Below are 17,155 nucleotides of genomic sequence, written 5' to 3' on the forward strand. Positions count from 1 at the left end.
CGACGGCGCGGCGCCCGGCCTGGCAGGTCAGCCCGGCCGGGTCAGTTGGTCACGCCCCACTCCATCTGAAGCTGGACCGTGCTTCCCCGCTCGATCTTGCTGCCGGCCTTCGGCTTCTGGGACTTCACCTTGTTGGCGATCCAGTCCTGCCGGGCAGCCTTGAGCCCGACGCGGTTCAGGATGCGCTCGGCGTCCGACCAGGACTTGCCCACGACGTTGGGCACGGTCACCATGACCCCGCTGCCGTCGCCGCCACCGGAGTCGGAATCGGAGTCGGAGTCCTTGGCGACGAAGAGGGTGACGGTGGCACCCGCGTTCACCCGTTGGCCGGGGCTCGGCGAGGTGCGCGCGACCTGGCCCGGCTCCACGCTGTCGTCGGTGATCAGCGACTGCTTCACGGTGAGGCTGAGGCCCAGCGCGTCCAGCTTCGCCTTGGCCTCGTCGTAGGTCAGCCCGACGAGGTCGCCGGGGATCTCCGCCGTCGACGGCCCGGAGCTCACGTACAGGATCACCGGTGTGTTCCGCTCGACCGCCGTGCCGGCCTGCGGCTCGGTTCGGATGACCTGGCCCTCGGGGACGGTGTCGTTGGCCTCCGCGTTGCGCCCGCCGACCGTGAGCTTCGCCTGGGTCAGCTCGACCTGGGCCTGTTCGGCGGTCTTCCCGGCGAGAGCAGGAACGACCGCCTTCGGTGTGCCGCTGCTCAGCCGAAGCGTCACGACGGTGTCGTCGCTGATCTTGGCGCCGGTCTCCGGGTCCTGCTCGGCGACCTGGCCCTCGGCGTACGTGTCGCTGGCGAGCGTCTGGCCGTATTTGAACCTGATGCCGGCCTCGTTCAGGTTCTTCTCGGCCGCCGCCTTGGTCAGCCCGAGCAGCAGCGGCACCTCGGGCTTGGTGCCGCCCAGCAGCGCGCGGAACAGGACCACGCCGAGGACCAGGCAGACCACCACGACACCGGCGATGACCGCGGGGCCGGCGGGCAGCCGCCCGGACCGGGCCTCCTGCGGCCGCCGGCGGCGGCCCTGGCCCGAGCCGGTGCTGATCATGCTGGTCGGCGCGACCGGTGGCCGAGGCGGCTGCGCCGGCAGGGCGCCCGGGTACGCCCCCGCTCCTGGGCCCCGCGGCGGGGTAGGCGACTGCAGCGGGCCGGTGAACCCGGAGTGGTACTCCTCGTCGTCACCGGGCGCGGGAAGGTAGGGCAGGATCGCCCGCAGCTCGGCGAGCAGCGCGGCGCCGTCGGCCGGCCGGTGGTTCGGGTCGCGTGCGGTGGCCCGCAGCGTGAGCGCGTCCAGCTCGGCGGGGACGTCGAACACGACCGAGGACGGCGCGGGCACGTCACCGTGGACGGACTGGTAGGCCACCGACATCGGCGTCTCACCGTTGTGCGGGAGCTGGCCGGTGATCATCTCGAAGAGCATGACGCCGGCGGCGTAGACGTCGCTGCGCATGCCGGCGGTGCCGTGGGTGACCTGCTCGGGTGCCAGGTACCCGACGGTGCCCATGACGACGCCGCCGGTCACCGCCTGGGTCGGCTGGGACACCGGCCGGGCGAGCCCGAAGTCGGCGACCTTCACCTGGCCGTCGTCACCGAGCAGGATGTTCTCCGGCTTGATGTCGCGGTGGATGATCCCGGCGGCGTGCGCGGCGGCGAGCGCCTCCGCGACGGGCTCGAAGATCTCGACGACCTCGGGCACGGTCAGCCGCCCGCGGGTGGTCAGGTACTCGCGCAGCGACCGCCCGCGCACCAGCTCCATGACCAGGTAGTGCAGGACGCCGGCCGTCGTCCGGTCCGAACCCTGGTCGAGGATCGACACGACGCGTGGCGTGCTGAGCCGGGCGACCGCGTTCGCCTCCCGGTGGAACCGGGCCACGAACTCGGGGTCGTGGCTGAGGTTCGGGTGCATGATCTTGAGCGCGACGAAACGGTCGAGGCGGTTGTCGTGCGCGACGTACACCGTCGCCATCCCGCCGACGGCAAGCCGCTCCTGGGCGGTGTACCGCCCATCGAGAAGACGACCGATGACAGGGTCGGTCACCGTGGCATCCACGGGGACAGTTTACGATCGGCCGTTCCGACCGTCGGACAGTGGTCTTACTTCGCAAATCCGTCGGAGTGGCGCCCAAACGGGCGGGACTTTCGTCACAAAGTGGCGAATCTGCGCCGGAGTGGCGCGATCAGTCGCGGATTTTCTTCTGGGCCGGGCGAAATCTCGACGCCCGCGCGGGCGGCCCACCTCGGCCGGCGCGGCGCGGCTCACACCCTTTCCCCGCCGTCCCCGCCGCCAGCTGCGGGAACTGGCTGGGTACCTCCACTTCTGGTGCTTACACTGTGGCGTGACCGGGGAGCCCGCGGACGCGGGCTGAGAGGCCGATCAGGATGCCGTCGGCGACCCGCAGACCCGATCGCGGTCATGCGCGCGTGGGGAGGAATCGCTCGATGACACAACAGATCACGCCGACGGGTCCTGCCATCAAGGCAGGTCCGGCCGGCACGGCCGGTGCGGCCGCTGCGGCCGGCCTCGGGGAGGACCCCCTCCAGATCGCCGGCACCGCCTACGCCAGCCGGCTTCTGGTGGGCACCGGCAAGTTCGCCAGCCACGAGCTGATGCGGGCGAGCCTGGTCGCCTCCGGCGCCGACATCGTCACCATCGCGCTGCGCCGGGTGGACCTGTCGCGGGCGGGAGAGGGCGACGTGCTCGACTTCGTCCCGGCCGGGATGACGCTGCTGCCGAACACCTCCGGGGCGGTCGACGCGGCCGAGGCGCTGCGGCTGGCCCGGCTCGGCCGCGCGGCGACCGGCACCGCGCTGGTGAAGCTGGAGGTCACGCCGGACCCGCGCACCCTCGCACCCGACCCGATCGAGACGCTGCGCGCGGCGGAGCTGATGGTCGCCGACGGGTTCACCGTGCTCCCGTACTGCTCGGCCGACCCGGTGCTCGCCCGCCGGCTCGAGGAGGCCGGCTGTGCCACGGTGATGCCGCTCGGCAGCTGGATCGGCTCCAACCGCGGCCTGCGGACCCGGGACGCGATCGAGGCGATCGTCGAGACCGCCGGCGTCCCGGTCGTGGTCGACGCGGGCCTCGGCGCGCCGTCCGACGCCGCCGAGGCGATGGAGATCGGTGCCGACGCGGTGCTGGTCAACACCGCGATCGCGATCAGCGCCGATCCGGTCACGATGGCGCGCGCGTTCGCGCTCGCGACCACCGCGGGGCGGCTGGGGTATCTCGCCGGTCGCGCGCGGCCGGGTAGCGCGACGGTGGCCGCGGCGTCCTCCCCGCTCACCGGCTTCCTCGGCTCGCTCACCGACGACGGCGCCGGTGGCACGGTCGGCAGCGGCGCCGTGAGCAGCGGCGCCGTGAGCAGTGGCGCGGTCGGCAGCGGCACCGTGAGCAGCGGCGTTGGCGGGGGCGCCTGATGGCCAGCCCGCCGGGCCTGTTCGCCCACGAGCTCGCCGCGTCGGACATCCCGGGCCTGGCCCGGTCCGCCCGCGAGGCGGGCCCGGCCGAGGTGGACGCGGTGCTGCGCCGGGCGGCCGCCGCTGGCCGGGGTGGCGGCGCGCACGGCGACACCGGCGGCCGTCTCGGCCTCGCCGATCTCGCCGTGCTGCTGTCGCCGGCCGCCACCGGCCGGCTGGAGGAGCTCGCGCAGCTCGCGCAGGCGACCACACTGCGGCGCTTCGGGCGGGCGGTGCGGATGTTCGCCCCGCTCTACGTGTCGAACGCCTGCCTGTCGTCCTGCACGTACTGCGGCTTCGCGAAGGGCCTGGAGGTGGCGCGGCGCACACTGACCCCGGAGGAGGCCGTCGGGGAGGCGCGCCTGCTGGTCGACCTCGGTTTCCGGCATCTCCTGCTGGTCTCCGGCGAGCACCGGATCGAGGTCTCCGCCGACTACCTGGTCGATGTCGTGGAGCGGCTGCGCCCGTTCGTCCCCTCGATCAGCATCGAGACCCAGACCTGGTCGGACGACACCTACACCCGGCTGGTCGCGGCCGGCCTGGAGGGGGCCATCCACTACCAGGAGACCTACGACCGGGCGCGTTACGCCGAGGTCCACGTCGCCGGCTGGAAACGCGACTTCGACCGCCGGCTGGCCTCGTTCGAGCGGGCGGCCCGCGCCGGGGTGCGGCGCCTGGGCCTGGGGGTGCTGCTCGGGCTCGCACCGGACTGGCGGGCCGACATCCTCGCGCTCGCCGCGCACGCCTCGTTCCTCAGCCGCCGCTTCTGGCGGACGGAGGTCTCCGTGGCCCTGCCCAGGATCAAGCCGAGTGCCAGTGGTTTCCCGCCCACCGTGGTGGTCTCCGACGCCCAGTTCGTCCAGGCGCACGCGGCGCTGCGGCTGTTCGAGCCGGATGTCGCCATCTCGTTGTCGACGAGGGAGCCGGCGGCGCTGCGCGACGGGCTGGCCCGCATCGCGGTCACGACGATGAGCGCCGGTTCGTCCACCGAGCCCGGCGGCTACGGCCGGCCCGGCACCGCCCAGGAACAGTTCTCGATCTCCGACGAGCGCTCCCCGGCGGACATCGCGGCGATGCTGGTGGCGGCCGGCTACGAGCCGGTCTGGAAGGACGCCTTCCCGCTCGTGGAGGCATAGCCGCAGGTCAGCGGGCCTCCCCGTTCTCGGAGGTCCGCAATTTGTCCGCATGATCTTCACGGGACCATGCGGCGTCCACGATCCGGCGCGTCCGCTCCTCGCTGTCGGGCCACATGTGGGAGTAGGTCGCCAGTGTCTCGGCCGGGTCGTTGCCGAGCCGAGCCGCGACGACCGTCACGGACTCCCCACCGTCGATCAGCGTGCTCGCGTACGTGTGGCGAAGGTCGTGGAACGTCGTCCCGGCCGGCACGGATGGAAGCTCCGGCTCCGTCGTCCGCTTGGCCTTCCGATCACGCGTCCGCTTCTCGGCTGCCGCGTTCACCACTGCGACCGCGGCCGCGAACGCGGCGTGCAGCATCGACGCTCCGACGGGCTCACCCCTCGCTGCCTCGCCGCGGTGCAGCAGAGTGCCGAGCATCTCCCCGGGTGTCAGCAGCGACAGCGCGTCGAGTACGAACTGAGGTGCCGGGACCTTCCGGACTCCGTTCTTCGACTTCACCGGCACCAGCGCCCACGGCTTGCGCGCCGAGAGCTGGTGCCGGATGTCCAGATCTCGCGTGAGGAAACGCGCCTCGTCCTTGGTCAGACCGAGCGCTTCGGAGATCCGCAGGCCGCATCCGGCACCAACCAGGATCGCGGGCCGATACGGCTCGGCGATCGCGTCGTGGATCGCGAGCACCTGGTCTACCGACATCGGGATCACTGCCTTCTTCGTGATCTCCGGGAGCTTGATCCGCGAACATGGGGACTTGCCGATCACGCCGTCAGCAACGGCGCTGTTGAAGATCGCGGACAGGTAGGCGTACCGGAGCGCCACCGACCGGGGTTTCGCGCTCGTGGTCCAGGACGTCACGAGCGACTGCACGTCCGACCGGCGGATGCTGGCCATCCTCCGGTCGCCGAGCACCGGGTAGATGTGCAGGCGCGTGAGGACTTCGACCTTGGTGGCCGTCGCCGGCCGATGCTGCACCTGAGCAGCGCGCCAGCGTTCGCCGTAGACGCGCACCAGCTCCCGACCGGCGGCAGGGTCCACATGAGTGCCACGGTCGACAGCGGCCCGCTGGTCGCGCTCCCAGGCGTCAGCATCGACCTTGCGCCGGAAGTGCTTGGCGTGCTCCTTGCCGGCCGCGTCGCGGTACCGGGCCCGCCACGTCCCGTCGGTGCGTTTCTTGACGCTCACGGCTGCACCGCCCGCCGGTCGATCTCGGCGGCCAGCTGCTCGACGAGCTGCCTCGTCACTCGTCCGCGCAAGGCTCGTAGCCGGGCCGAGTCGGCACCTGCGTCCGCGCGCTTGTCAACGAGGCGGTCTCGCTCCTCGGCGAGCGACCGGCCCCATAGCAGGCGAGACAGACCGAGGATCACGTGAGGGTCTTCGGTGAGCCGTTTCGCCGCCTTGCGTTCGGCCTCGGACGGCACGCCTTCGAAGAGCCTGCCGAATTCACCAGCCGTCATGYCGTCCGGGATGAACTGGTGGAGTCGATCCTGCGCCGCCGTGAACCGCTCCCAGACTGCGCGAACCTTCCCGGCCGCGACCTCGGGGGGCTGGCCGGGATAAGCCCGATCGGCCAGCGTCGGAAAGTCGAGATCGGCGGCTGGCAGTTGATCGAGATCTTCGCTGGCGAGGATCTTCGGTACGACGTAGCCCGCTGCCGAGATCGTCGGCGAGAGGGCTACGCGAGCATCCGGGGAGACCAGGTCCGACAGCATCACCGGCCGGTGGCAGGCCTCGGTGAGGACCAAGGGCAGCAAGATCAGCTCTTCACCGCTGATCGCCTTCTCGCCTGCCTCCAGTGCGGCCACCTTGGCGCGAGACCAGGTCAGACCGTGGATGCGAGCCGCTGCGCTCACGTCGTCCTGCCGGATGCCTGCCGACTCGCGCATTCGGCGGACCCCTTCGCCGATGACCGCTCGGAACGGCCGCACTTCCGTCACGCGACGAACGATACAGCGGGCGTCCCAAACTTGGGACTCTTGACGGCAGCCAGCGAACGGCGATACAGCTCTTGTGCGTCCCAGCTAAGGGACGCACGTACACATGAGGAGTGATCGTGTCGGACGAGTTCCTGACGACCGCCGAAGTCGGCGCGATGCTCAAGATTCCGGTGGGCACCTTGCGCCAGTGGAGACATCGGGGGTTTGGTCCCCGCGGCTTCGCCATGGGGGGCACTGTCCGCTACCGCCGGTCGGTGGTCGAGAAGTGGATTGCCGACCAGGAGCACGCCGAGCTGGACGGCGCCGCCTGATGGTCCAGAACGTGAAACCCCGGGGGCTGACGTCCCCCGGGGCTGGTGATCAACACGCTGCAGGCGGCATCGATCGGGACGAGGATAGCCCGTCGCCCTGGCCGGTGTGGACACCCGGTCGCATCGAACGGGAGCGGACCCGTGCGCGCCTGCGCCACTTGGCCGCGGCCGCGGGTCGACCGTTGCGGACGGCGGTAGGCGAGCGGGAACGTGCCGGCCGGCGCCTGGCCGTCGAGCGCGCCCGGATCGGCCGGGTGGGTGTGTGACGGCACCGGTTGTCGACTCCGAGCGGGTGGTCCTCGGCGCGATGATGTCGACCCCGGACGCGGTGGTTGCGGCCGCGGGGGTGCTGTCGGGGGAGGACTTCTACCGCCAGGGACACCGGGCGATCTTCGACGCCGTGCGTGACCTGTGGGCGCGGAACGGCCCGACAGACCCGGTCGCGGTGCACGTGGAGCTGCACCGTCGAGCGGAAGCGGAGCACGCCGCGCCCGGGTTCGGTGTCGGAGCGGTGTACCTGGCGGAGTGCGTCGAAGCGGTCCCGACCACGGCGAGTGTGGGGTGGTACGCGGCGCAGGTGCGCCAGGCCGCGGACGACCGCCGGCGCGGGGAGATCCTGACGGCCGCGGCCGCGCGGGTCGCGGCCGGCGAGAACGCGGCGGCTGTCGCGTCCTGGGTCACGGCGGAGCTCGGTCGGGTCGGCGCTGTCGACGCCGGCCCGGGTGGGCTGTCCGGGGCTGGTGAGGATGCCTTCTGGTCGTCCCGCAAGGCGCTGCGGCACGTCCGGGATTTCGCCCGGGCCCGGATGGCGTCCCCGTGGGCGGTGCTCGGTGTGGTGCTGGTCCGGGTGCTCTCGCAGGTCCCGCCGACGTACCGCCTTCCCGCGGTGATCGGGTCGGAGGTGTCGCTGAACCTGTTCGTGGCGATCGTCGCCCCGTCGGGCGGGGGGAAGGGCGCGGCGGAAGGGGCGGCCCGGGACGCCGTCGACGTCGGCGACGTCACGACGGTGGGGATCGGGTCGGGTGAGGGGGTGCTGAAGTCCTACGTCCACCGGGACCGGGACGGCGACGGCGAACCTGAGATCGTCCGGCACACCGAGTCGGTGGTGTTCACCTCCGCGGAGGTCGACACGTTCGCCGCGCTCACCGGCCGCCAGGGCTCCACGCTGCTGCCGATGCTGCGCCAGGGGTGGATGGGCGAGGAGATGGGGTTCGGCTACGCCGACCTGTCCAAGCGGCTGAYGGTGTCCGCGCACGACTACCGGATGGGCCTGGTCGTGGGGGTCCAGCCCGGCCGGGCGGAAGCGCTGCTCAACGAGCGGGAGACGGCCGGGGGTACGCCGCAACGGTTCCTGTGGCTGCCGGGCACCGACCCTGGCATGCCCGACGTCACGCCGCCGGAGCCGGCGCCGATGCTCTGGGCCCGGCCGGGGTGGCCGCAGGACGTCCCGTTCACATCGGGCCGGCACGTGCTCGACGTCTGCGACGTCGCGGTGACCACGATCCGGGAAGCGCACCGCAAGCGGCAGCGGGGGGACGCTGACGCGCTCGACGGCCATGCGCTGCTGTGCCGGGAGAAGCTGGCGGCCGCGCTCGGCCTGCTCGACGGCCACGCCCGGATCACTGCGGAGGACTGGCAGCTGGCCGGGGTCGTGATGGCCGTGTCCGACCAGACCCGCCGGTCGATCGTCGAAGCGCTCCGCCAGGCCGCGGCCGCCCGCAACCGGGAGCGCGCCGAAGCCGACGCAGAACGGGCCGTCGTGGTCACACGACGCACCGATGACGAGGGCGTGAAAGCCGCGTGCGCCGCCATCATGCGCCGATTCCTGCGCGCCGATGCGTGGGTGTCGCACTCGGATCTACGGGGCGCGGTCCGGCGACATCGGAACTACTTCGACGACGCCATCGACCGCCTCGTCGATGCCGGACAGGTCGAGGTCGAAGAGACCGAATACCAAGGTCAACAGGGGAAGAAGTACCGCCGTGTGGGGCTGTGACGGCCAGGGGTGGCAGGGGTGGACAGCGTCCACCCCTGGCCAGGGCTGGACGGGCCCTTGCTCACAGAAAGTCCCTGGTTGTGATGGTGGGCTGTGTCGGCAGATGGCCGGATTCGTGGGGCCAGGGGTGGCCGCCACCCCTGAACGTCCACCCCTGGCGTCCACCCCTGGCCACCCCGCCACCGCCACGTCCGGCCATCGTCGCGGCCGCACCGAGCGAATCACCGAGGAAAGGAAGACGCGTGTATTCCACTGATGGTCTGACCATCGAAGAGCATGGTTACGTCGGCGGGTATTCCGACGCGGTGAACGGCATTCCTGATTCGTTCGACCTGATGAATGCCGCCGGCCTCAGAGACGAGGCCGCTCTGCGTCCGGGTGGCCTGGCGGACGTCGTCCGGGTGTACGTCGGGATGCTCCGCGACTGGCACGGCGCACTGGACACCCTGGCGGCTGACCTGGCCGCGCCGGACGGCCGGCACAGTCCGGCGGCCGCCCGCTTCCTGTGGGCTGAGACCGGGGCCCGGGAACGGACGGCGGACACCTTCCACCGGGCGGTACTGGATGCTCTCGCCGGCGCGGTCGACCCGACGGCGCGGGCGGATGGCGGCTACGCCTACTCCTCGGGCTACCTGCCCGATCCCGCCTGGCTGGCCGTCGAGAGCAACGGTGCGCCCGTCCCGGCCGGCACGTGACCGTGTCGACGGTTCCGATCATGCTGGCGATCGGGAACGTGTGTTCGATGTCGGGAGGTGTGCGGGGTGGGCGTGCTGTTCGATCCGCCGGCGAGTTCGCAGGACGTCCGGGAGCGTGCCGAGCTCGGCGGCCTGGCGGACGAGGACGAGCGGCCCCGTCGACGCGGGCCGCGTCCGTGGTGGGCCTCGTCCGGGCCGCGGCTGCCTGCGGCGCGGCACCGGTGGTGGGCGGATCAGTGTCGGGCGGCTGTGGCCGCGGCGCGGGCGCCGAGCTCGGACCTCGACGGGGACCAGGGAGTCGAGCGTTGGCCCGTGTGACCGGCCGGGCCCGGGTGACGGCGGCCGGACGGACGTCGAGGGGGACCAGGTGCCCGGTGATGGGGCGGGCTGTGGTGCTCGCCGGTGGTGGCGCAGACGAGAGCAGGGAGGAGACGAGAGCGTGATCGGTTCGGATGTTGACGGGGTGCGGCTGGCGGAGCCTGCCCGGGTGGACTCGGATGCTGGCTGGCCGCGTGGCGGTACCGCGATCGTGGCACCGGTGCGTGCGGGCGGTGCGGTGCGGGTGTCGCTGGACGCGATCCCGATGGCTGGCGAGGGTTCGCTGTGGTTCAGCCCTGCGGCCGCGCGGGCGTTGGCGGACGCGCTGGTTGCCGCGGCCGTGCGGGCGGAGAGTGCCGAGTGACGTCCGGGCTGCGCCCGCCTCCGGTGGTGCCGGTGGTGGGGCTGCCGCGGTGGTACCGGGCGATGGTGGCGGAGGTGATGACCCGCTACCGGCACGGGCAGGTGTGGACGTGCGACCACGCTCCGGCCTACCGGCTCGGCCTGCCGGTGGCCGCGGCGACCTGGGAACCGGGGCTGGTCGTGTGCGGCCGGTGCGTGGGTGCGCTCGACGTCGAGGGCCAGGCCGCGGTGCCGCACTGCTGTGAGATCTGCCGGGAGGCCGGGGCCGCGCCGTACGGCACCCGGCACGGGCGGCTGCTGCTGTTCGCGTTGCTGTGCCCGCGGTGCCGTGGGTGGCTGCGGGTGGCGAAGTCCGGGCCGCTGCGTCACGTGCGTGGATCCGGCCGCCGGCGCGCGGGTGGCGGCCGGTGAGCAAGGGCAGGAAGGGCAGTGGCAAGCAGCGGCCGGCCGCACCGGCACCGCCCCCGGACCGTCACCACCTGCGGCGCCAGGCACGGCAGACGGAATACCGGGTCGGGGTGGAGACGGCGGTGGCTGCGCTGATCGATGACCTGCCCGGGGTGGAGTACGACGACGACGGCCGGTCGGTGGCGTGCTGTGCCTGCGTGCTGCGTGCGCACGCCTTCGACCTGCTCGCCACGGTGTGGGAGGAAGCCGTGGGGGCCGCGCCCCACGGCAGGCCGGAGGCGTCCGCGTGATCGTCACTCGCGGTCACCGTCGCCGTGTCGGTCGAGGTCAACGCCTGACAGTGTCCCAACATCAACAACGCATGATCCGAAGGGCTGAGTGCGACCGTGAGACAAGGTCATCTTCCGCATGTGGAGGGTCGGCGCCCGGCTTGCCTTCGTGCGGCTGCGTGGAGCCTGGCGGGCCGGGTGCCGCGCGGGTCGATCGCGAAGCCGGCAACCCCCTAGACCCGCTGCCAGGCTTCTTTTTTTCTCGGGACGCGCCACAGCGGCCGGCCCTGCCTGACGGAGCGTGACCCATGCCCTCGCCGGCCCCTGCGGGCCCCCATCCGCTGCCCGCTCTCGCCGCGCTCGACGCCGTTCTCGGCGCCGAGCTCGAGGGCCTGGCCGCCGAGCTCGACACCGGACCCGTCGTGCCGCCGCCGCGGCCCGGCCGGGTCCGGCGCACCCTGCTGGACCGACTTTGGAGGAGGAGAGCTGTGACCGTGAGTGAGACCGAGACGCGCTGGATCGCGCCCGGGGACTACCGCTGTCTGTGTGGGGTGGCGCTGCCGGTGCGCCGTACGGACATGACCCGGTTGGACTGTCCGGGGTGCGGCCACTCGTTCACCTGGGAGACGCTCGGCGACCCTCCGGCCGGCACCCTGACGTGTGTGTGCGGGGCGACGTCGACCGGGCGGGGTGGCTGTGTCACCTGCGGCGCGCCGCGGCGGCCGATGGTCGCCCCGCACGCCGGCGAGCCGAAGCCGTCCATCGCCGCCACGCCGAAGAGGGCCCGGCCGATCCCGCTGTCGGGCGACTACCGCTGCGTGTGCGGCGCGCAGGTGCGGGTGCTCGCCGTGGTGGATCGGGTCACCTGCGACGGATGCGGCCGGCACCTCGACGTCGACACGATCGGTGATTCCGCGTGGGGGCCGTATGCCTGCTTCGGCTGCGGGTCGGTGGTGGATCCGACGATGGGCCGGCCGTGCCCGCTGTGCGCCACTCCTCGGCGGGTCGCGGTCGACCTCGCCTCGTCGCCGGTGCCCGCCCTGGCTGTTCCGGTGCAGCCGGCCACCGAGCCCCCACCGGAAGCGGAGCAGCCGGTGGGGGCTGTCTCCGCTCCGATGGGGTGGTGGCCGGGTGGTGACCCGGACCCGGAGTACTGACACACTGATCATCAGCGAGAGGAGTCACGATGACGTGGGACTACAACGACGGGCACGGCGACTATTTCGCCCGCGCGGACGGCCGGTCGCCGGGCTCGGCCACGGTCCGGTGCGCCCGTGGCGGCTGCGGGGTGGACGCCAACCCGCTGGGCGGCCCGTACTGCTCCAACCGGTGTGAGGTCCTCGCCACGCCCGCGCGGATGGYCGCGGCCCACGACATGGCCAGCCCGCGCCCGCCGGTCTCCGTCGCCTCGGTGAGCTGGGGTGCCCAGCGTCGCCGCGACGACGCCGACTGGGGTGTCGACCTGGCGGACGACCCGGCGCTCAGCCGGGCCCTTGCCACCCACGACCGGGAGCAGCGGGCGGAGTGGCTGACCGGCCATGTCCGCGAGGAAGAGCCGTTCGACGGGCAGGCCTACCTGCGATCGTTGCGCGACCGTGCGGCCCGGGAACGTCCCCTCACCCGCCAGCGTGCGGCCGCCCGCCCGTCGCTGGCGCGCCCTTCGGCCCGGCCGGCGCCGATCGCACGGTCGACGCCGCCGGAACCGACCCACCGTCACCCGGTGAGCGGTGCGGCCGGGACGATTGTTCGCCGGCTACCCGACGGGGGCGTCATCTGCACCGCCGCCTGAGACGTCCCGGGGAGGACCCCCGCCCGCGGCCGCCAGGGGCGACCGCACCGGACTCCGCCCCGGGAACACGCACGACCCCCGCGATCGGCTGATCACGGGGGTCGTGTGCTGTCCGGGTGCGGCGCCGTCACGGGGCTCGCCGTGGCCTGTTCACCGGTTTGCTCCGCGCTGACATCCGCCCGCCGCTACCGTCCCGCGCGAACGGCAGGCGGACACGGGGAGAGACATGCGCGAACGGCCGACAGGACGACGATCCCGGGCGCACGATGGGTGCGGAGGGTACTGGCGATCCCTCCGGACAGCAGGTGCACCGTGGACATCAGCAGGCGGAAGCTCTGGGCTCTGGTCGGTCTCGGCCTCGTCCCGGCCGGTGAGCTCATGACAGGCGGGCGGGGCGTGTTCGTCGAGCACGCGCACGACGTCATCGACGATCTGTTCGCCGGCTACGGCGGCCGCGACCTGGCCGTGACCGCCGCGACCGCGGGCACCCACCTACGCGGCCTGCTCGCGCTCGACACGGCGCGGATGACGTCGGGCGCCCGCGCCGAGCTGCTCACGCTGGAGGTACGGATCGGGGCGTTGCAGGCCCGGGCGTTCACCGACGCCGGGCAGACCGCGGCCGCCCGCGGCGCGATCCTCGGTGCGCTGGCCCGGTCAGCCCGGGCAGGGCACCGGGACGCGCTCACCTACCTGTACGCCACCCGCTCGGCCGTCGAGTTGCAGGAGGGCCAGGCGGACGCCGCCGCGAGCTCGGCGGGGAAGGCCGCGGCTATCTCCCCCTTCGACCCGCGCGGGCACCTGGCCGCCGCGCGAGCCCACGCCGCCCGCGGCGACACCGACGCGGCCGCGGCCGCGGTGGTCACCGCCGAGCGCCTGGTCGACGCGGCCGCCGCGCCGATGGTCGGCCCACCCGCACCAGGTGCGGTATCCCGGCTGGAGTGGGCCCGGGCCGCGGTCGACGTGTACGCCCGGATCGGCGACGCCGGCCGCGCCCGCACGGTGCTCGACGAGACCGTCACGGCGGTGCCGGCCGGTCTGCGCCGGGACACCGCCCGCGCGCTGGGGGCGAGTCACGCCCGGGTGCTGGCACGCACCGATCCGGAAGAGGGCGCGCACATCCTGCACGAGACGCTCATGGCCTCGGTGGCGATGGGCACCCCGGCCCGCACCGTCGTCGAGCGGGTAGACGCCTTCCTGGCCGCGGCCCCGGGCGACCACATCGCCGTACGCGGACTGCGCGCCGCACGGCGGGACGTCGTCGAGGTCTGACGTCCCACGCGGACAGCGGCCCGTCCCGACAGCGGGGCGGGCCGCTGGCGCGACCGGCTCAGGCGCTCGGATCGGTCTCCCACGTGAGTAGGTGGTCCGGTTCGTCGCCGAAGGTCGCCGCGTGCGTGAGCCGTGCGTCGGCCGGCACCCGCTCGAGGAGCGTGGCGATCAGCTCGTCTCGGCCGATGCCCGCGGCCAGGTGCAGATCGACGACGGCCACGCGGCCGCTCAATGCCGCCGGCCCGCGATCTGCGCGGGTAGCAGCGTGTACAGGGTGATCCGCTCGGCCGCCGCCCACTGCCGCGCGACCGTCTCCGACGCGAACGGCGACACGATCCGCGACGGGTTGCCTTCTGCGTCGAGCACGAGCAGTCCGACCAGCTCCGGTGCCGGCCGGTGCCGGGCCATGGCTGCGGTGGCCCGGCCCTGTGCTCCCGCGAGCTGGTACGCGCCGGTGGTCACGACGGCCGGGAGACGAACCGCAGGATCGGCTGTTCGCCGCCGGCGCCGTCGCCCGTGGGCAGGGTGTCGACGCTGTCCAGGCGGGCGTGTGACGGCACGAGGAAGGCGAGGTTCAGCCCGAGCTCGCCGGCTTCGATGCCCCGATCGACGGTCACCGTGATGACGCCGTCTCTCGCGAGCACGGTCACCCCGCGCGGGGGCTCGTCGTCCGGGGGCTGGTCAGGGCAGACTTCGGTCATGGTCGGGTCCTCTCCGGCCGGGCCCCGTTCCGGTACGTCACACCGGGCGGGGCCGTCTTCGTCTGGGGCGCCAGGTACGGCGCGCGACTTCACGGGCACGGTAGCGAGTCGCGGCGTACGTGGGAAGAGAACGTACTCAGAGCACGTGCTCACAGCGAGAGTCCTGCTCATGGCTGACGAGTGGGTGGACCTCAGCGAGCTTCGCGCGATGCTCGCCGTGTCCCGCTCCCGCGCCTACGCGATCAGCAGGGATCGGACGTTCCCCGCACCGGCGATCGAACGGCCACGGATCCGGCTGTGGCGCCGCGTCGAGGTCGAAGCGTGGATGGACGCCCACCGGCCCGGCTGGCGGGATGCCGCGTCGAGCTGACCGGGCCCGGGCGTCCCACGCCCGGCCAGCCCGCCGCATCCGTTCGTTCGTCCGTTCGTTCCGGGACGAACGAACGCGAGCTACGCCCCGCCGGTCGCGGGCGGACCCACGATCCGGCCGGCGACGCAGGCCAGGACCGCCCGGAGCGCGCGGACGTCCCGCGCGGTGAGCACGCCCGGCCGAACCACGAGGGCCAGGCCCTCGTTCGTCTCCTCGACGCACACCCCGGGCGCGTCGGCGCGTTCAACGACCAGCATCCGGCACCGTCCCGTCTCCGAACCGTCGATCCTCCGCGGCCGCGTACAGGGCCCAGACCTGCCGGGCGAGCCTGGCCGCGGCCGGCCCGCCGAGTCCCGGCCGGCGCGCCGGTGGCGGGCCCACACCGAGCTCCGCGTACGCGGCCGCCTCGTCCGCGATCTGCAACCCGAGGGTGATCCCGTGGACGACCTCACCGAGACCGGCGAGCAGTTCCACGCTCGCCGGCGACAGCCCGTCGAGCTCTCCGATCCGCAGCAGCACACCGACCACCGCGGAGAAGTCCGCGGCGACGTGTACCCGCCGCGCCAGGTCCTCCCCGGCGTCCGGGCCGCTCACCGGGCACCACACGCCGCGCGGTCGCTGGCAGGGTCGGCGGCCTGCACCGCGTCGATCAGGTCCAGGAGCACGCCCGCGGCCGCGACCGCGCCCGCCTGGTAGTCGGCGGGCCGGTCGTCGAGCCCGGCCGGCCCGTGGCGCATCGCTTCCCAGTCGGAGCGGCGTGCGCAGTCGACCAGGGCCCGGCAGGCGTCACCCGCGCCGTGGGCGTACGCGGGGCGCGGATCGTTCACCAGCTCGGCGAGCCGCGCGTACGCCCGACCAGCTGCCGTGCCGCTCACCGGACACCCCCGGCCGCGATCGGCCGGCCGGTCACCACGTACAGCGCCCGCTCGGCGCCGTCCGCCCACCCGGCCGCGTAGTCCCGGGTACGCACCGGCACCGCCAGGTCGCCGGCGACGTCCCGGCCGCGGTCGATCTCCTCGTCGAGACCCCCGATCGCCGGATCACCCGGCCGGCCGCCGGCGCAGACCACCGTCACCGGCCGGCCGGCGCGCCGCTCGGCGGCCGCCAGGTCGACCGCGGCCAGCTGGCGCAGTCCCCGCGCGGCCGCCTCGAGGTCACCGTGACGCATGGCGCGGATGATCCTCCCCGCCGCGCCGGAGGCCTCGAGGCCCAGCGCGAACAGCGCACCGTCCGCGCTGTCGCCGGCGAGACGGCCGATCCGCGCCCGCGCGTCGTCCAGCTCGGCGCCCGACGGGGTGAGCAGGCTGGCCGGCACCCCGGCCGGGGCCGTCACAGGGCACCGCCCGTGGCGACCAAGCGGACCGCCAGGGCGTAGCGGACCCCGGCCTCGCAGTGCGGCCGGCCGGCGATGACATCGAGCAGGGCGCCGTACAGGGCGCCGGTGGCCGCGGCGTAGAGCTGCCCGTTCGGGTCGTCGAGGTAGCGGCCGTACTCCGTGCGGACCCTGGTCAGGTCGGCCTCGGTCGGCCGGCACTCCGCCGGCAGCTCCGGGTACGAGTCCTCCGCGCTCACCGGGCACCCGCCAGGGCACCGAGCGACGCGGCGGACACGCCGTCACCGAGCCGGACGAGCTTGCCCGAGCTCGGCGCCGCGTACCGGCGCACCGTGGCCACCGACACCCGCAGCTCGGCGGCCGCCGCCGCGAAGCTGACGACCGCGTCAGGGGCCGCGTCGGGGGTGACGGGAGGGCTGACCGGCCCGTCACCGGCAGAGCCGGCGCCGCCGGCCCGGAGCTCGGCGAGCACCTGCGCACGGCTCACCGGCGCACCGTCGCCGAGCTGCTGCGCCTGGCGCTGGATCACGCGCGCCCGCTCCGTCGGGGTGAGCCTGACGACCGGCACCGCCGGCGCAACCGCACCGGCAGCGCACCGGCTCACCGCGTACGGAGCCGGCCCGGCCGGAACCGGACGCGCGCACCGCGCCAGGACGAGGTGCACCACCGCGGCGACCAGCGCCACGGCGAACACGAGAGATGGGACAGTAGACAGCACGGTTCGGGCCTCCTGAGGACACAGGGGATCGGATCGAGGGCCCGTTCCGGTGTTGGTAGCACCAGGCGGGCCCGCCTTTCGGCGCAACCTTACTAG

General features: G+C 73.5%; 25 protein-coding genes and 1 riboswitch. Of the genes, 13 read left to right on the forward strand and 12 right to left on the reverse strand.

Annotated elements, in window-relative coordinates; genetic code table 11:
• Positions 1 to 41: 41 nt before the first annotated feature.
• Entirely contained in the window at positions 42 to 2,033 is a 1,992-nt protein-coding gene (gene pknB, locus CcI49_RS06780) for a Stk1 family PASTA domain-containing Ser/Thr kinase (protein ID WP_083749361.1), read from the reverse strand.
• Between the two features lie 293 nt (positions 2,034 to 2,326).
• Positions 2,327 to 2,440, forward strand: a riboswitch (TPP riboswitch).
• Here pknB and CcI49_RS06785 point away from each other — a divergent pair.
• Together CcI49_RS06785 and thiH are read left to right on the forward strand one after the other, a co-directional pair.
• Entirely contained in the window at positions 2,435 to 3,412 is a 978-nt protein-coding gene (locus tag CcI49_RS06785; protein WP_076825073.1) for a thiazole synthase, read from the forward strand. Its footprint overlaps the riboswitch before it by 6 nt.
• The gene (thiH, locus tag CcI49_RS06790; RefSeq protein ID WP_076825074.1) at positions 3,412 to 4,587 is read left to right on the forward strand and encodes a 2-iminoacetate synthase ThiH; all 1,176 of its coding nucleotides are present in this window, start codon (positions 3,412 to 3,414) and stop codon (positions 4,585 to 4,587) included. Before CcI49_RS06785 ends, thiH begins: the two co-directional genes overlap by 1 nt.
• A gap of 7 nt (positions 4,588 to 4,594) precedes the next feature.
• Here thiH and CcI49_RS06795 read toward each other — a convergent pair whose 3' ends face one another.
• A complete protein-coding gene (locus CcI49_RS06795) occupies positions 4,595 to 5,767 on the reverse strand; it encodes a site-specific integrase (protein WP_076825075.1) in 1,173 nt (390 codons plus the stop codon).
• On the reverse strand, positions 5,764 to 6,519 hold the full coding sequence (locus CcI49_RS06800) for a helix-turn-helix transcriptional regulator (RefSeq protein ID WP_131831020.1): 756 nt from the start codon (positions 6,517 to 6,519) through the stop codon (positions 5,764 to 5,766). The genes CcI49_RS06795 and CcI49_RS06800 overlap by 4 nt, the downstream gene beginning before the upstream one ends.
• Before the next feature lie 116 nt (positions 6,520 to 6,635).
• Between CcI49_RS06800 and CcI49_RS06805 the strand changes: the two genes are divergently transcribed.
• The 10 genes from CcI49_RS06805 to CcI49_RS06850 all read left to right on the forward strand — a co-directional run bounded on the left by CcI49_RS06805 (position 6,636) and on the right by CcI49_RS06850 (position 13,937).
• A complete protein-coding gene (locus CcI49_RS06805) occupies positions 6,636 to 6,830 on the forward strand; it encodes a helix-turn-helix domain-containing protein (protein WP_083749362.1) in 195 nt (64 codons plus the stop codon).
• Between the two features lie 262 nt (positions 6,831 to 7,092).
• Positions 7,093 to 8,826, forward strand: a complete 1,734-nt coding sequence (locus tag CcI49_RS06810; protein ID WP_076825077.1) for a DnaB-like helicase N-terminal domain-containing protein — start codon at positions 7,093 to 7,095, stop codon at positions 8,824 to 8,826.
• 242 nt (positions 8,827 to 9,068) lie between these two features.
• Positions 9,069 to 9,521 (forward strand): hypothetical protein, encoded by a 453-nt coding sequence (locus CcI49_RS06815; protein ID WP_076825078.1) that lies wholly within the window; start codon positions 9,069 to 9,071, stop codon positions 9,519 to 9,521.
• Positions 9,522 to 9,587: 66 nt separating this feature from the next.
• Positions 9,588 to 9,839 carry a hypothetical protein gene (locus CcI49_RS06820; RefSeq protein ID WP_076825079.1) on the forward strand — a complete coding sequence of 84 codons (252 nt, stop codon included), beginning with the start codon at positions 9,588 to 9,590 and terminating at the stop codon, positions 9,837 to 9,839.
• Positions 9,840 to 9,960: 121 nt separating this feature from the next.
• Positions 9,961 to 10,203 carry a hypothetical protein gene (locus tag CcI49_RS06825; RefSeq protein WP_131831021.1) on the forward strand — a complete coding sequence of 81 codons (243 nt, stop codon included), beginning with the start codon at positions 9,961 to 9,963 and terminating at the stop codon, positions 10,201 to 10,203.
• Positions 10,200 to 10,613, forward strand: coding sequence for a hypothetical protein (locus CcI49_RS06830; protein WP_131831022.1), 414 nt, complete (start codon positions 10,200 to 10,202; stop codon positions 10,611 to 10,613). The genes CcI49_RS06825 and CcI49_RS06830 overlap by 4 nt, the downstream gene beginning before the upstream one ends.
• Positions 10,610 to 10,900: a hypothetical protein gene (locus tag CcI49_RS06835; RefSeq protein WP_076825089.1), complete on the forward strand. Its 291-nt coding sequence runs from the start codon at positions 10,610 to 10,612 to the stop codon at positions 10,898 to 10,900. Before CcI49_RS06830 ends, CcI49_RS06835 begins: the two co-directional genes overlap by 4 nt.
• 287 nt (positions 10,901 to 11,187) lie before the next feature.
• A complete protein-coding gene (locus tag CcI49_RS06840) occupies positions 11,188 to 12,036 on the forward strand; it encodes a hypothetical protein (RefSeq protein ID WP_076825090.1) in 849 nt (282 codons plus the stop codon).
• A gap of 29 nt (positions 12,037 to 12,065) precedes the next feature.
• Positions 12,066 to 12,668, forward strand: a complete 603-nt coding sequence (locus CcI49_RS06845) for a hypothetical protein (RefSeq protein WP_076825091.1) — start codon at positions 12,066 to 12,068, stop codon at positions 12,666 to 12,668.
• Positions 12,669 to 12,980: 312 nt separating this feature from the next.
• Entirely contained in the window at positions 12,981 to 13,937 is a 957-nt protein-coding gene (locus CcI49_RS06850; protein WP_076825092.1) for a hypothetical protein, read from the forward strand.
• A 58-nt stretch (positions 13,938 to 13,995) separates the two neighbouring features.
• Here the strand turns inward: CcI49_RS06850 and CcI49_RS41965 are convergent, their stop codons facing one another.
• Genes CcI49_RS41965 through CcI49_RS06860 form a run of 3 tightly spaced genes read right to left on the reverse strand, consistent with a single transcriptional unit; the run spans position 13,996 to position 14,638 of the window.
• The gene (locus CcI49_RS41965; protein ID WP_158230719.1) at positions 13,996 to 14,157 is read right to left on the reverse strand and encodes a hypothetical protein; all 162 of its coding nucleotides are present in this window, start codon (positions 14,155 to 14,157) and stop codon (positions 13,996 to 13,998) included.
• Between the two features lie 8 nt (positions 14,158 to 14,165).
• Complete coding sequence (locus CcI49_RS06855; protein WP_241839936.1) at positions 14,166 to 14,399, reverse strand: hypothetical protein; 234 nt, start codon at positions 14,397 to 14,399, stop codon at positions 14,166 to 14,168.
• On the reverse strand, positions 14,396 to 14,638 hold the full coding sequence (locus CcI49_RS06860) for a hypothetical protein (protein WP_131831023.1): 243 nt from the start codon (positions 14,636 to 14,638) through the stop codon (positions 14,396 to 14,398). The genes CcI49_RS06855 and CcI49_RS06860 overlap by 4 nt, the downstream gene beginning before the upstream one ends.
• Before the next feature lie 169 nt (positions 14,639 to 14,807).
• Between CcI49_RS06860 and CcI49_RS06865 the strand changes: the two genes are divergently transcribed.
• Positions 14,808 to 15,008, forward strand: coding sequence for an AlpA family phage regulatory protein (locus CcI49_RS06865; RefSeq protein ID WP_076825094.1), 201 nt, complete (start codon positions 14,808 to 14,810; stop codon positions 15,006 to 15,008).
• A gap of 80 nt (positions 15,009 to 15,088) precedes the next feature.
• Here the strand turns inward: CcI49_RS06865 and CcI49_RS42455 are convergent, their stop codons facing one another.
• From CcI49_RS42455 to CcI49_RS06890, 6 genes are read right to left on the reverse strand one after another with little or no spacing between them, the layout of a single operon-like run.
• Complete coding sequence (locus tag CcI49_RS42455; RefSeq protein ID WP_198955464.1) at positions 15,089 to 15,265, reverse strand: hypothetical protein; 177 nt, start codon at positions 15,263 to 15,265, stop codon at positions 15,089 to 15,091.
• Positions 15,252 to 15,602, reverse strand: a complete 351-nt coding sequence (locus CcI49_RS06870; protein ID WP_076825095.1) for a hypothetical protein — start codon at positions 15,600 to 15,602, stop codon at positions 15,252 to 15,254. Before CcI49_RS06870 ends, CcI49_RS42455 begins: the two co-directional genes overlap by 14 nt.
• Complete coding sequence (locus tag CcI49_RS06875) at positions 15,599 to 15,883, reverse strand: hypothetical protein (RefSeq protein ID WP_076825097.1); 285 nt, start codon at positions 15,881 to 15,883, stop codon at positions 15,599 to 15,601. The genes CcI49_RS06870 and CcI49_RS06875 overlap by 4 nt, the downstream gene beginning before the upstream one ends.
• Positions 15,880 to 16,341 (reverse strand): hypothetical protein, encoded by a 462-nt coding sequence (locus tag CcI49_RS06880; protein WP_076825099.1) that lies wholly within the window; start codon positions 16,339 to 16,341, stop codon positions 15,880 to 15,882. The genes CcI49_RS06875 and CcI49_RS06880 overlap by 4 nt, the downstream gene beginning before the upstream one ends.
• On the reverse strand, positions 16,338 to 16,580 hold the full coding sequence (locus CcI49_RS06885; protein WP_076825101.1) for a hypothetical protein: 243 nt from the start codon (positions 16,578 to 16,580) through the stop codon (positions 16,338 to 16,340). The genes CcI49_RS06880 and CcI49_RS06885 overlap by 4 nt, the downstream gene beginning before the upstream one ends.
• Positions 16,577 to 17,059 (reverse strand): hypothetical protein, encoded by a 483-nt coding sequence (locus tag CcI49_RS06890; RefSeq protein ID WP_131831024.1) that lies wholly within the window; start codon positions 17,057 to 17,059, stop codon positions 16,577 to 16,579. The genes CcI49_RS06885 and CcI49_RS06890 overlap by 4 nt, the downstream gene beginning before the upstream one ends.
• Between the last annotated feature and the right edge of the window lie 96 nt (positions 17,060 to 17,155).

This window comes from Frankia sp. CcI49, assembly GCF_001983215.1.
Lineage (GTDB): Bacteria > Actinomycetota > Actinomycetes > Frankiales > Frankiaceae > Parafrankia > Parafrankia irregularis.